Here is a 13,810-nt window from a genome sequence, read left to right on the forward strand (position 1 = left end):
GGACTAAGAAAAGGATTCATTAATACTTTATTTTGCAGGTATTCCATTCAAAGAAATAAATCTGAGGATCTTTCATGCGAGATATGTGAAAAAAAAGCTGACAAGCTATCGCTTATCAGCTTTTCAGGGGACCCATAACCATAAGTTATGGGTCTGAAAGGACTTGTCACAAAATATGTGACAAATTTGGCCGTTCATCCATAAACGGCGATTCCGCTTTTGGGCTTCGTTATGATAAATGTTTTTGAACAAGTTTGCTAACCAATGAGCCGTCCGCTTTGCCTTTTACCTTTGGCATTAGTACACCCATAACCTTACCCATATCTGCTTTCGAAGAGGCATTGGTTTCTGCGATAGCAGCAGTGACAATCGCTTCTACTTCTTCCTCACTCAATTGAGTAGGCATGTATTCTTGTACAAAAACAAGTTCGCTTTGAATTTTTGTTACCAGATCTTCACGACCTGCTTTTTCAAATTCATGGAGGGAGTCCTTGCGTTGTTTCACTTCACGAGAAAGAACTGTCAATTCTTCATCCTCGGTTAATTGTTTTTTTCCGAGCTTTATGGCTTCATTTTGAATAGCTGCTTTCAGCATCCGAACGACAGATAATCTGTCTTTTTCTTTGCTTTTCATCGCTTGTTTCATATCTTCATTTAATTGGTCATGAAGACTCATGATCGCACCCTCTTTTAAAACTTACGTTTTCTTGCTGCTTCAGACTTCTTCTTACGTCTTACGCTTGGTTTTTCATAGAATTCGCGCTTTCTATATTCTTGCAAAGTACCAGTTTTAGAAACTGTACGTTTAAAGCGGCGAAGAGCATCTTCAAGCGATTCGTTTTTACGAACAACTGTTTTTGACATTTCTCTTTCCCTCCCTCCGAACATAACAATCACATGTTCATACATGAAAACCCATGTACCATGCAATTATATAATAAGCTGAATATATGGTCAACAATCTTTCACTTTTAAGTTTACCGATTTTCATTAGATATGAAGGATTTTTTCATCAACCAAATATTTTCGAAACAGAAATCGTTGGATTGATTTCTGTTTATACATTTTATGCAATACAAATAAACGTGCGGTTAGGCACATTTTTTATAAAGGTTAGTGTTGGGATGAAGATGTTGATTTTCGTTTTGGCTGGACGCTTTCCGCGGGGCGTGTCTTGAGCCGCTTCGTCGCTTTGCTCCTGCAGGGTCTCAAGCTGCACGCTCATTCCCGCAGGAGTCGCCAGCCGCCACTCCAATCAACGCATTTCTTAAAATGATCTTCCTGCCCAAAAGATGAATTTATCTTAAAAAATATATTGAGTTAAATGGATACAGCAAATTTTTCAGATTTTATTTTTTACGAAAGGGATTTTCAAAGCAAGGAGGCAGTTATGAAAATACAAGCGTGGGTTATTTCTATATCTGTTCTTTTAGAGATTATTTTCTTTTTTATCGTTACTGACCCAACAGTTTCAGGAACATACTGTAGATTCAATTTCTGTTAATAATGTTGTTGTACCAATCACTATTTATGGTATTTTATTTGGTATTTTTCTTAAACTGGCGGGAAATTTCTTTAATTATTTCTGGAAAGGTTTCCTTCAGTTGGTTCCCAGCGATTATTTCAGTTCTTCTGCTTGTTCTGGTCTTTATTCCCTATCATAATTGGATCTCTTGGTATGGAGTTCAGACGAACAGTTGGGTATCTTTTATTATGGAAAGCATTCTCGCAAGGATTCTTATCCCGGTTTTTACTGGTATTCTATTCGTCCGCTCTTTTGTAAATAATTAACTACAACTGAGAAAGTAAGGTGAGACTAGGACAAAATTCCAATAAATAAATTGAAGGTGTTGAAGCTTACACTATAAAGTGTAAACCTCACGCCTTTTTTGTCGCTATTTTAGTCAACAAAAGGACACCTTTTGATAAAATTAAATTGACCAAACAATAATTTTGGAGGTGCCATGAGGAAGCTCACCACACGTCCCCCGGAAAGCGTCCGACTGGAGCGGAAATCAACATTGTTCGGATTTTAATACTGAATTTTCTATTATGAAATTGATTCATTATGTTTAAACACTCTACTTTTACCTCTAGATTTAGAAATTAAATTGAAAGAAGACGATTTTGCCTTTGCAATCAATATCTTGTCAAGAGTATTCCCGAAGAAGCCTTCGGGGGCACCGGCCACCATCGTATGATGTTGAAACTCATTTTATATGGATATACGCCATCCTTATAATCCTTTTAATATAGCTGGTTGATCCTACGCATGACTACTTTACAAAACTATAATTTTATCAAATATTGTTTTTCTTATTTGCATGTCCTCCATGACCTCCCCATATGCTATATATAAGGGGGTTGGACATGCTACACATATTTATTTTTGTTTTATTAGCAAGCGCCTTTTTATTGGGCATGACATGGATGAGAGTTGGCCTCTTTAATTTATCTGGTAGTAGAATGGAAAACTGGTTGCAAAAATTCACTCGTTCACCCTTTATGGGCATGCTGGCTGGCATTGGAATGACCGCTGTCCTCCAAAGTAGTTCTGCCGTGACAGTGATTGCAGTCGGGCTTGTGTCTGCGCGAATTCTCACATTCCCTCAAACAATTGGCATTATACTAGGAACGAATATCGGCACAACGATTACATTGGAATTTTTCACCTTTGATTTAACCCGAATGGTTATCCCATTTATCATAGTTGGAATTTGCTTGCAGTTTTTCAAAAATACAAAATTCAAAAGCTCTGGTTTTATTTTCTTAGGAATTGGAATTATTTTTGCCTCTATGAACGGATTTGAACAATTAGCAAATTCAATTGAAGATGTTCCTTTTATGCAGAAACTCATATATACAATGAAAGATAATATTGCTATTTCATTCCTTACAGGAACATTCCTTACTGCATTCATCCAATCGAGTACTGTGATGACAGGAATTGCCATGACTTTTTTGACTTCTGGAACTTTCACATTAGATACTGGGATTGCTATTATGATCGGTGCTAATATTGGCACCTGTGCTACCGCATTATTAGCAAGTATTGGAGTTGGAAATGAAGCAAGACTGACCGCCTACGCCCATACCTGGTTGAATTTAATTGGTGCCATTATCTTTTTACCGTTCATCTCTATTTTAAGTCATACAAGTTCTATGCTTTCTGACCTACCAGCTACACAACTAGCACATGCAAGTGTTCTGTATAATATGGCCGTTTCTTTGCTGATTTTACCGTTTGCTCGAAAATTCGGGCAGTATATAATCTGGCTTCACGGAAAATAGCTCTCATCCTTGGACAATGGCGACTCCGGAGCTCGTTCCAATACGGGTCGCCCCTGCTTCTAGCATTTTATAGGCATCTTCCTTCGTTTTAATTCCACCAGACGCCTTGATGCCCATTTGCTCTCCTATTGTTGCTCTCATTAACTTTATATCTTCAATCGTTGCACCTCCACCTGAAAAGCCTGTGGATGTCTTGACAAAATCAGCGCCTGCCTTTTTTGCCAGAAAGCATGCTTGACGTTTTTCTTCCTCTGTTAATAGACTTGTTTCAATAATAACCTTTACCAAAGCTTTTCCAGTTGCAGCAGCACATACAGCATCAATATCTTTTTGCACTTGATCATTTTCTCCAGCTTTAAGAGTACCAATATTGATGACCATATCGACTTCATCAGCCCCTTGTTCAATGGCATGCGTTGTTTCAAACACCTTTGTTTCTGTTGTATTCGCACCAAGTGGGAAACCAACAACTGTACAAACCTTCACATTTGTTTTCTGTAAACATTGATTGGCCGTGGACACCCATCCAGGGTTCACACATACTGAAGCAAAATGATAATGACTTGCTTCCTCACATAGTTGGATAATCTGTTCTTTAGTTGCATCTGGTTTTAATAATGTATGATCAATGATCTCCGCTAAATTCTCAGACATATAACAACACCCCTATCAATTTCTTTTAAATAAGCATACCATTTCTTCTGTTTTTGAAAAAGAAAAGCTATCCACCATAGAATGGGATAGCTTTTCAAAAGTATAAATTCAGCTAATTTCGTATCCAGCGCCTAGCCCCTCGAGGTCAAATAACCTGAGCCAATGAAAAGCAAAGAACATTTGCTTTTCACCGATAGGCGGGCGCCTTGCGCTTTTGTTTCTACATAGCCATGGAATCTGTTTCTTGAATCTCATCCATTTCTCTTACGAATTTTCCCTCGTTGTATGGATAACCCGCTTTTGTAATTTTTACGCGAATTAATTTCCCAATCATGTCCTTCGTTCCTGGGAATACTACTTTCATGTAATTATCTGTATATCCTTCATACAATCCGCTCTCAGGATCCTCTTTATAAGGTTCCTCCGGGATAATCTCAAGAACCTCATTCTCAAAACGTGAAGCATATTCTTTTGCAAGCTGGTCTGATAAAGAAATCAAGCGATGGACACGATTGTTTTTCACATCTTCATCTATTTGATCCGTCATTCTTGCGGCAGGCGTTCCAGTGCGCATGGAATATGGAAAGACATGAAGCTCTGAGAACTTATGTTTTTTTATAAAATCATATGTTTCCTGAAATTCCTCTTCTGTTTCCCCAGGGAATCCAACAATCACGTCAGAAGTAACGGCTAGTCCTGGTAAAGCTTTTTTCAATCTTTCAAGTCTTTCCGCATAAAAGGCCATTGTATATTTTCTACGCATTCTCTTTAATACAGTGTCAGAGCCCGACTGAAGCGGAATATGTAGATGGCGAACAACAATTTTAGAGTTCTCCATTACCTCAATCACTTCATCCGTTAATTGGCTGGCCTCAATAGAGGAAATACGTAATCTTTTTAGACCTTTTACCTGTGACTCAAGGTCTCGCAATAACGCTGCTAAATTATAATCTTTTAAATCTTCTCCATATCCACCAGTATGAATGCCTGTCAAAACAATTTCTTTGTATCCTGCATCCACTAATTGTTGGGCTTGGCGAATAACTTCTTGAGGATCACGGGAACGCATTAAGCCACGTGCCCATGGAATGATACAAAATGTGCAAAAGTTATTGCATCCTTCTTGAATTTTCAAAGAAGCGCGAGTTCGATCGGTAAAAGAAGGAACATCCAATTCTTCATAGACACGATTTTTCATAATATTACCGACACCATTGATCGGTTGTCTTTCTTGTTTGTATTGCTCAATATATTCAAGCATTTTAATACGATCCTGCGTCCCAACGACAACATCCACACCAGGAATAGCCATAATTTCTGCTGGAGATGTTTGTGCATAACATCCTGTTACACAAATAACGGCATCAGGATTTTTTCGGATCGCCCGTCTGATAACCTGGCGACTTTTTTTATCTCCAGTATTTGTCACCGTACAAGTATTAATGACGTATACATCTGAACTATTTTCAAAATCGACACGTTCATATCCTTGTTTTTGAAACAATTGCCAAATCGCTTCAGTCTCATAGTGGTTAACTTTACAACCTAATGTGTGAAAAGCAACACTAGACATATCCTCACCTCAATAATTCAAAATGATAAGAAATAGCCGCCAATGTGTATAACGGCGCTGTTTCTGTTCGTAAAATTCTCGGGCCAAGTCCACATATTTTAAAGTCATTTTCCAAAAGAAGGTTCTTTTCTTGATCTGTTATGCCGCCTTCTGGACCAAAAACAATAAACATTCTATCTCCAGTTTTCATTTCCGAAAGGATCTGAGCAAATTGACTCTTTTCTCCTGCTTTTGCCGCTTCTTCAAATGCGAGTACCTTCTGATCAAAGGCTTGGCTATATCCAATAAGCTCCTTTAGCCTTACTGGAGAGTGAATAACAGGTAAGCGTTGACGATGTGATTGCTCAGCGGCTTCTTTTGCAATCTTTTTCCATCTTTGCGATTTCTTTTCTGCTTTTTTCTCTTCCCATTTCACTACAGACCGTTCGGCAATAAAAGGGATAAACTCAGTTGCTCCAAGCTCTGTCCCTTTTTGAATGATCCATTCTAATTTATCCACTTTAGGCAAACCACTTGCAATCGTTACATCGATAGGAAGCTCTTTGTCTTCTTGTTCCCACTCAATAATCTTTGCCTCTAACGATGAATCACTTATCGAATTAATTGTAACGAGTGCCGTTTTCAAATTGGAAAAGGCAACCAAAAAGCTGGCTCCTTCCTTCATCCTCATAACATGATTAATATGATGATACTCGTCACCTGAAAGAACAACCGATTTTTGTCCCTCATAGGTTTCATTTAGAAAATATCTTTGCATAGCTTTACTCCGTCATCTTTTTGTTGTAATAAAAGTGACCCAATCTTCCATTACGAGCGTTTCGACAATTTCAAATCCCGCTTGATTTAATGCCGTTTTGACTTCTTGTTTTTTCAGTTGAATAATCCCAGATGTTATAAAATATCCACCCTTACGAACAATCGATGCTGCGTCCTTGGTTAAACGGATTATGATGTCAGCCAGGATATTGGCTACAACGACATCTATATTATTCACTGAGAGACCAGTCAATAAATCGCCTTTGCGGACTTCTACTTTTTCCTCTAAGTGGTTTAATTGAATATTTTCTTTTGCCGATTCAACCGCCACTTCATCTAAATCAAGTGCTGTGGTACTTTTTGCATTTAACAGGGCTGCAGCAATACTTAAAACACCAGACCCTGTACCAACATCAACGACTGTATCCCCAGCCTTTACCGTTTTTTCCAAGGCCTGAATACTCATGACTGTAGTCGGGTGTGTCCCTGTACCAAAAGCCATCCCTGGATCCAACTCAATGATGAGTTCATCGCTTGCCACCTTTTGATAGTTTTCCCAAGTAGGAACAATTGTAAATCGCTTGGAGATCTTAGCAGGGTGGTAATATTGTTTCCAAGCAGTTTCCCAGTCCTCTTCCTTTACCTCTGTTGTGGAAACATGATTTCTTCCAATGTCAATATTATACTTAACCAAATCAGAAATCTCTTTTTTGATCGAATCAATTGTCTCACCAATAAAATTATTGATGGGTACATACGCTTTAATGATGACTCCTTCTTCTGGATAATCATTTGGATTTAGTTCAATGATTTCTCCAAACCAATTCTCACGTTCTTTGGTTAATTCTAAAGGATCCTCAATAACGACTCCACTTGCACCAGCCTCATGGAAAATATTGGATATTGCCTCAACGGCTTCATTGGTTGTATGGACACAAATTTCATTCCATTTCAAGTTGTCTCATTCCCTATCATCAGCTTTTAAAAGTCCGTTTCACTTTATCAAAAAAACTTTCGTGCTGCTCATCAGGAGTACTACCACTAAGTTCAGCAAAGTCACGAAGAAGCTGCTTTTGTTGTTCTGTTAGTTTAGTCGGTGTAATCACTTTTACTTGAACGTGTTGATCACCAGTCCCATAGCCACGAACATTTGGAACTCCTTTAGCACGTAAGCGGAATGTTGTACCAGTTTGGGTCCCTACTGGAATCTTTAATTTTACTTTTCCATAAAGTGTCGGAACTTCAATTTCATCTCCCAAAGCCGCTTGTGCATAGGTAATCGGCATTTCACAATAGATGTCATCACCATCACGTTCAAAGAATTCATGATTCTTTACATGGAAGACAACATATAAGTCTCCAGCTGGGCCACCTTTTGTACCTGGTTCTCCTTCACCAGCGACACGCATTTGTTGTCCTTCATCAATACCTTTCGGAATCTTAATATTGATCTTTTTCCGTTTTTTGACTTTTCCGTCTCCACCACATGTTGTACACTTATCTTTAATAATTTCTCCAGTTCCTTGGCAATACTGACACACTCGTCGATTAACAATTCTACCAAAAGGTGTATTTTGTTCTACATTGAGTTGACCAGTCCCATTACAATGGGTACATTTTTCAGGAGAAGTTCCTGGTTTTGCACCACTACCGTGGCAAGTTTCACAAGTTTCTTCCCTTGGTATTTCGATCTCTGTTTCCTTGCCAAACACAGCCTCTTCAAAAGATAGAGTCATTGTATATTGGAGATCCGCTCCTTGTCTCGGAGCATTAGGATCACGTCGACCGCCACCTCCTCCAAAGAAAGTGTTAAAAATATCTTCAAATCCACCAAAGCCAAAGTCGGAGCCTTCACTAAAACCGCCTCCGCCCCCAAATCCTTGTGGACCAGCATGCCCAAATTGATCATACTGAGCTCTTTTTTGGTCATCGCTCAATACTTCATATGCTTCCGTGATCTCTTTAAATTTCTCATCTGCCCCTGGTTCTTTGTTAATATCAGGGTGATATTTCTTCGACAAACGCCTATAAGCTTTTTTGATCTCATCTTTTGACGTATCTTTCGATATACCTAATACATCATAGTAATCCCTTTTGCTCATCTAAACACACTCCCGGATCCTTTTCACATAAATTCTATTCTAACATATATAATTTGTGGATTGAAAGTACTGATCTTAAGAAAAGCTCAAAGCGCCCGCTTATCGGCGACAAGCAAATGTTCTGAGACAAAGAAAGACGTTCTTTGTCTTTCATTGGCTCAGGTTATTTGACCTCGAGCCGATGGCGCCTGGAGCTGGATGTCAAGCCGCAACGTAAACAGTTATCCACAGGCCAAGAATTTTATAGTTTCCTTAACAAGCACAAAAGCTCAAGGCGCCTTGATCTGCCCCTTATAAGAAAAGCCAAAGCCGATTATGGGCTTTGGCTTTTTTCAAACCAATTCTTTTATTTTTTCTCTTCGTCGTCGTTAACTTCTTCATAATCAGCATCGACAATATTATCATCACTGTTTTCTTGTCCAGCTTCGCCACCTTGGCTTTCTTGTGCTTGCTTAGCAGCTTCTTCATATAGCTTCATAGAGAGATTTTGGACGATTTCTTGTAATGCATCTTTCTTTTGACGCATCTCTTCAAGATCATTTTTTTCAATTGCGGATTTTAATTCCTCTTTTGCTTCTTCTGCTTTCTTGACCTCTTCTTCATCCACTTTTCCTTCAAGGTCTTTTAATGTTTTTTCAGTTGTAAAGACTAGTTGATCTGCTTCATTTCTTAATTCAACCTCTTCTTTACGCTTCTTATCTGCTTCAGAATTTTCTTCCGCCTCTTTTACCATTCTATCGACTTCATCATCTGATAGACCGGAAGAAGATTTGATTGTGATATTCTGCTCTTTGCTAGTTCCAAGATCTTTAGCACTAACATTAACAATACCGTTTTTATCAATATCGAATTTCACTTCAATTTGCGGCACACCACGTGGTGCTGGAGGGATATCCGTTAATTGGAAACGTCCCAATGTCTTATTATCTGCAGCCATCGGTCTTTCACCTTGTAACACATGAATATCAACCGCTGTTTGACTATCTGCTGCAGTGGAGAATACCTGAGATTTTGCTGTTGGGATTGTGGTATTACGCTCAATTAATTTTGTAAATACTCCACCCATTGTTTCAATACCCAAGGATAATGGTGTCACATCAAGTAGGACAACATCTTTCACGTCTCCTGTAAGGACTCCACCTTGGATCGCGGCTCCCATTGCCACCACTTCATCAGGGTTCACACCTTTATGCGGCTCTTTGCCAACTTCTTTACGGATAGCTTCTTGTACAGCTGGAATTCTTGTTGATCCACCTACTAAAATAACCTTATCAATGTCTGAAGCAGATTTACCCGCATCTTTTAAAGATTGACGAGTAGGTCCCATTGTTCTTTCTACTAGAGAGGATGAAATTTCGTCAAATTTTGCTCGAGTTAAATTAATCTCAAGATGAAGAGGTCCAGCCTCTCCTGCTGTAATAAATGGCAGAGAGATTTGCGTTGAAGTCACGCCTGAAAGATCTTTTTTTGCTTTTTCAGCAGCATCCTTCAATCTTTGCAAAGCCATTTTATCATTAGCAAGATCAATTCCATTTTCTCGCTTAAATTCTTGTACAAGATAATCGATGATGACTTGGTCAAAATCATCTCCACCAAGCTTGTTATCACCAGCAGTAGCTAGAACTTCAAAGACGCCATCTCCAAGTTCCATGATTGATACGTCAAATGTGCCTCCACCTAAGTCATAGACAAGGATGGTTTGGTCTTCCTCTGTTTTATCAAGACCATAGGCAAGAGCTGCCGCTGTCGGCTCATTAATGATTCTTTCAACCTCAAGACCAGCGATTGTGCCAGCATCCTTCGTTGCTTGACGTTGGGCATCATTAAAATATGCAGGAACTGTAATAACAGCCTTCTCGACTTTTTCACCTAGATAATCTTCTGCATATGATTTAAGATATTGCAAGATTACAGCAGATAGTTCTTGTGGTGTATAATTTTTTCCTTCAACTTCTGTCTTAAAGTCTGATCCCATATGACGTTTAATCGAGATTACTGTATTAGGATTTGTAATAGCTTGACGTTTCGCCACTTCACCAACTTGGCGTTCTCCATTTTTAAAGGCAATAACAGATGGACTTGTTCTGTTTCCTTCTGGGTTAGGAATAACTTTAGGTTCTCCACCTTCTAGGACAGACACACAAGAGTTTGTTGTCCCGAGGTCAATTCCGATAATTTTGCTCATAATATTTTACCTCCAATTAAATTATGTAAGATTTAACGATTATTGATTTACTTTCACCATTGATGGACGGATCACACGATCTTTTAAGATATACCCCTTTTGGAGCTCTTCCACGATTTCATTGGATTCAATCTGTTCATCAGAAGTTTGCATAACAGCTTGATGATAATTGGGGTCAAATTGCTTTCCAACTGCATCAATTTGTTTAGCACCAGCTTTTTCAAGCGCATCTATAATAGATCGATAAACCATCTCAACACCATTTAATAAAGCTTCTGATTGCTCGTTTTCAGGTTCAAAAGCCAAAGCTCGTTCAAAGTTATCTATAGCTGGTAACAACTCTGTGATCAGTGTTTGCGATTTATATTTTTCACTTGCCTCCAGTTCCTGACGTGCACGGCGGCGTGAGTTTTCAAAATCAGCATATAATCTTACATAACGATTTTCAGCCTCTTCAAGCTTAGCTTCCAATTCTTTAATTTTAGTACCTTCTTCTGTATTTTCTTGTTTATCCTCTTTTACCTTTTCTTCAGCTTGTTCAACCGTATTCTCATCATTTTCATCAACAAATTCGGCGTTATCGCTGGTTTCAATCGTTATTTCATCTTCAAATTCTTTCTTCTCAGCTTGCTTACTCGCATCTTGTTGCATCACAGTCACCTCCTTAAAATAATAATCTGGCATTGCTTTTCGAGCAACATTAACCAGTAGGAAACAAAATAATTTCCTTCCTGGTTGAACTTTGCACTCCCCTTAGCGGTATAATCTTGTCATCGCTAACGTCATATCTCTACTCAAGAAATCTAATAAACTAATGACTCTAGAATATTCCATCCTCGTTGGGCCGACAATAGCAATGGTTCCAACATCTTCATTCGCGATAGAATAGGTTGCTGTAATCAGGCTGCAGTCTTCCATCATAATGTTATTATTTTCCTTGCCAATTTTAACATTAATCCCTCTAGGGGTGTGCTTGAAAAGTTCGTATATTCCTTTCCCTTCCTCTATCATATCCATGAATGACCGAATTTTTTCAATATCATTGAATTCGAAATGATTCAGCATGTTTAATTTCCCACCAAAGAAAAGTCGTTCAGATGCTGGAGAATCAACGGTTTCCATGATGATTTTAAAGAAATAATCATAACGTTCAATATTCTTCTTTAGAAGAGTTGCCACTTCTTTGTAGATTGTACGTCCTAATTCAGAAATAGGAATTCCAGAAAGTTTCTCATTTAATATATTGACCAACTTTTCAATTTCCCCAGCCGCAATATCATCAGGTAAAGTGAACAATCGATTTTCAACATGTCCCGTATCTGTGATAATGATTGCGACAGCTCTGTTATCATTCAAAGGGATAATTTGTAGACTTTTTAACTGATTTTCCTTTACTGCAGGTCCCAATAAAATCGCCGTATAATTTGTTAGCTCTGATAAAATTTGCGCCGATTTTTGGGCAATATTTTCTAGTTCGTAAAGTCGTTCACTAAATATCGAATGAATTTTATTCATGTCATCTTTTTTTAGTTCTGGTGGTGATAACAAATGGTCCACATAATAACGATATCCTTTTTCAGATGGGACTCTCCCAGAAGATGTATGGGTTTTTTCTATAAAGCCCAGTTCTTCTAAGTCAGCCATCTCGTTTCGAATCGTTGCTGAGCTAATCGCAAAAGGAATATTCTGTGATAATTTTCTTGAGCCGACAGGTTGGGCAGATCGAATAAAGTCATCAATAATTACCTGCAATATCAATAATTGACGATCTGTTAACAACTTTCATCACCTCTATTAGCACTCTATAAACTCGAGTGCTAAATCTATAAATAAAGTATCAAAATGACTAGATGATGTCAACGATTAATACTCAAAGGATACAAGATTTTTTAAGCAAGGAGAAATGCCTGGAAAACCACATTTCCTAAGAAACGGCCTTTTTCGGTTAGACGAATATGATCATCAGCAATTTCTAGTAAGTCTCTTTCGGTCATTTCCTTAATAGCGGACCGAAATGTCTGGAAAGGATCCAAGGAAAACTTCTTTTGAAAATGGGAAATGGAGACCCCTTTTGTTTTTCGCAGACCAAGAAACATCTCTTCTTCCAGTTTCTCTTTCATTGTCGGACTGTTTTCGGAGAAGATCGGAAGCTTACCTTCCGAAATAGGTTCCATATATTTTTTTAATGGTCCCGCATTGGAATATCTTGTACCATTTATATAACCATGTGCTCCTGCTCCAAATCCGTAATATTCTTCGTTATTCCAGTATATAAGATTGTGTTTGCTTTCAAATTCACTTCGCGAAAAGTTGCTAATTTCATATTGCTGGAGTCCCTTCTTCTCCATTTCCTCCATTAGTAAACGATACATATCAGCCTCTTCGTCTTCACTAGGAAGCGGTAATTTACCTTTTCTCATTAGGTTGTAAAAAATTGTTTTCGGCTCAACAATCAAGGAATACCCTGAATAATGTGGTAAATCGAGCGCAAGTGCTTTTTGAAGAGTATCTTGAAAATCTTCGATTGTTTGTCCAGGTAACGCATAAATCAAGTCAATACTGATATTTTCAAATCCTACCTCTTTGGCTTGTTCAATAGAGCGATAGACATCATCGACTCGATGGGAACGACCTATTTTTTCAAGCAATTCATTGCTAAAGGATTGAACACCAAAGCTTAAGCGATTCACTCCATAGTCTGCAAGAATTTTTAATTTTTCTTTAGATAAATCACCTGGATTGGCCTCAAATGTAAATTCGCCCTTTGTAAAAGGGAGACCTTCTCTAATTCCTTTACAAAGCCACTCTAATTGCCGCTCATTTAATGCTGTAGGAGTTCCCCCTCCCACGAAAATAGTCGCTAAGTCTTGTGTAGACTTTCGGTCTATCGTTAGCTTAAATTCTTGAAAAAGTGATTGTAAGTATTCATCAACAGGTTGTCCCTTTAAAAAGAATTTATTGAAGTCACAGTAATAACATATATGTTCACAAAATGGTATATGAATATACGCAGCTTTCATCTTATCACACCTTATCTTAAGAAAAGCGTAAGCGTCCTGATATAGGAAGAAAGACTAAGTTCACGACATCCTGTACGTCGCAGCGCCTTTCTAACCAACATCCTGTTGCCCTCCGACAAGCAAATTTTCCTGAACCTTGAAAGTACGATCTTTTCCTTCATAGGTTTAGGGTTATTAGTAGAACATCCGCTAAAAGCACGATATCCTTGAGTTTCTCGGGGCTAGGCGC

12 protein-coding genes are annotated in these 13,810 nt (G+C 38.4%); 1 reads left to right on the forward strand and 11 read right to left on the reverse strand.

Annotated elements, in window-relative coordinates:
* Positions 1 to 229: 229 nt before the first annotated feature.
* Together IPU53_RS13320 and rpsU are read right to left on the reverse strand one after the other, a co-directional pair.
* Positions 230 to 676: a GatB/YqeY domain-containing protein gene (locus IPU53_RS13320; protein WP_207451443.1), complete on the reverse strand. Its 447-nt coding sequence runs from the start codon at positions 674 to 676 to the stop codon at positions 230 to 232.
* A gap of 14 nt (positions 677 to 690) precedes the next feature.
* A complete protein-coding gene (rpsU, locus tag IPU53_RS13325) occupies positions 691 to 864 on the reverse strand; it encodes a 30S ribosomal protein S21 (protein ID WP_057983047.1) in 174 nt (57 codons plus the stop codon).
* Between the two features lie 1,506 nt (positions 865 to 2,370).
* Between rpsU and IPU53_RS13330 the strand changes: the two genes are divergently transcribed.
* Positions 2,371 to 3,291 carry a Na/Pi symporter gene (locus IPU53_RS13330; RefSeq protein ID WP_207451445.1) on the forward strand — a complete coding sequence of 307 codons (921 nt, stop codon included), beginning with the start codon at positions 2,371 to 2,373 and terminating at the stop codon, positions 3,289 to 3,291.
* 3 nt (positions 3,292 to 3,294) lie between these two features.
* On the opposite strand, the gene deoC is transcribed toward IPU53_RS13330, so the two are convergent.
* The 9 genes from deoC to hemW all read right to left on the reverse strand — a co-directional run bounded on the left by deoC (position 3,295) and on the right by hemW (position 13,581).
* Entirely contained in the window at positions 3,295 to 3,945 is a 651-nt protein-coding gene (gene deoC, locus IPU53_RS13335; RefSeq protein WP_207451447.1) for a deoxyribose-phosphate aldolase, read from the reverse strand.
* Between the two features lie 220 nt (positions 3,946 to 4,165).
* A complete protein-coding gene (mtaB, locus tag IPU53_RS13340) occupies positions 4,166 to 5,518 on the reverse strand; it encodes a tRNA (N(6)-L-threonylcarbamoyladenosine(37)-C(2))-methylthiotransferase MtaB (protein ID WP_207451449.1) in 1,353 nt (450 codons plus the stop codon).
* A gap of 4 nt (positions 5,519 to 5,522) precedes the next feature.
* Positions 5,523 to 6,275, reverse strand: a complete 753-nt coding sequence (locus tag IPU53_RS13345) for a 16S rRNA (uracil(1498)-N(3))-methyltransferase (protein ID WP_207451452.1) — start codon at positions 6,273 to 6,275, stop codon at positions 5,523 to 5,525.
* Positions 6,276 to 6,287: 12 nt separating this feature from the next.
* Positions 6,288 to 7,229: a 50S ribosomal protein L11 methyltransferase gene (prmA, locus tag IPU53_RS13350; protein ID WP_207451454.1), complete on the reverse strand. Its 942-nt coding sequence runs from the start codon at positions 7,227 to 7,229 to the stop codon at positions 6,288 to 6,290.
* A gap of 19 nt (positions 7,230 to 7,248) precedes the next feature.
* Positions 7,249 to 8,376, reverse strand: coding sequence for a molecular chaperone DnaJ (dnaJ, locus tag IPU53_RS13355; RefSeq protein WP_207451456.1), 1,128 nt, complete (start codon positions 8,374 to 8,376; stop codon positions 7,249 to 7,251).
* Positions 8,377 to 8,722: 346 nt separating this feature from the next.
* Positions 8,723 to 10,561: a molecular chaperone DnaK gene (gene dnaK / locus IPU53_RS13360; RefSeq protein WP_207451458.1), complete on the reverse strand. Its 1,839-nt coding sequence runs from the start codon at positions 10,559 to 10,561 to the stop codon at positions 8,723 to 8,725.
* Positions 10,562 to 10,600: 39 nt separating this feature from the next.
* Entirely contained in the window at positions 10,601 to 11,212 is a 612-nt protein-coding gene (gene grpE, locus IPU53_RS13365; RefSeq protein WP_207451460.1) for a nucleotide exchange factor GrpE, read from the reverse strand.
* Between the two features lie 102 nt (positions 11,213 to 11,314).
* A complete protein-coding gene (gene hrcA / locus IPU53_RS13370) occupies positions 11,315 to 12,340 on the reverse strand; it encodes a heat-inducible transcriptional repressor HrcA (RefSeq protein ID WP_207451462.1) in 1,026 nt (341 codons plus the stop codon).
* 110 nt (positions 12,341 to 12,450) lie between these two features.
* A complete protein-coding gene (gene hemW / locus IPU53_RS13375) occupies positions 12,451 to 13,581 on the reverse strand; it encodes a radical SAM family heme chaperone HemW (protein WP_207451464.1) in 1,131 nt (376 codons plus the stop codon).
* Positions 13,582 to 13,810 lie beyond the last annotated feature (229 nt).

The organism is Bacillus sp. SD088, assembly GCF_017355205.1.
GTDB lineage: Bacteria > Bacillota > Bacilli > Bacillales > Bacillaceae_C > Lederbergia.

Bases quoted from the DNA above. Each gene is read 5' to 3' on its own strand.
- IPU53_RS13320 (WP_207451443.1), bottom strand. From the start codon at position 676: ATGAGTCTTCATGACCAATTAAATGAAGATATGAAACAAGCGATGAAA.
- dnaK (WP_207451458.1), bottom strand. From the start codon at position 10,561: ATGAGCAAAATTATCGGAATTGACCTCGGGACAACAAACTCTTGTGTG.
- IPU53_RS13330 (WP_207451445.1), top strand. From the start codon at position 2,371: ATGCTACACATATTTATTTTTGTTTTATTAGCAAGCGCCTTTTTATTG.
- dnaJ (WP_207451456.1), bottom strand. From the start codon at position 8,376: ATGAGCAAAAGGGATTACTATGATGTATTAGGTATATCGAAAGATACG.
- hemW (WP_207451464.1), bottom strand. From the start codon at position 13,581: ATGAAAGCTGCGTATATTCATATACCATTTTGTGAACATATATGTTAT.
- grpE (WP_207451460.1), bottom strand. From the start codon at position 11,212: ATGCAACAAGATGCGAGTAAGCAAGCTGAGAAGAAAGAATTTGAAGAT.
- mtaB (WP_207451449.1), bottom strand. From the start codon at position 5,518: ATGTCTAGTGTTGCTTTTCACACATTAGGTTGTAAAGTTAACCACTAT.
- rpsU (WP_057983047.1), bottom strand. From the start codon at position 864: ATGTCAAAAACAGTTGTTCGTAAAAACGAATCGCTTGAAGATGCTCTT.
- deoC (WP_207451447.1), bottom strand. From the start codon at position 3,945: ATGTCTGAGAATTTAGCGGAGATCATTGATCATACATTATTAAAACCA.
- IPU53_RS13345 (WP_207451452.1), bottom strand. From the start codon at position 6,275: ATGCAAAGATATTTTCTAAATGAAACCTATGAGGGACAAAAATCGGTT.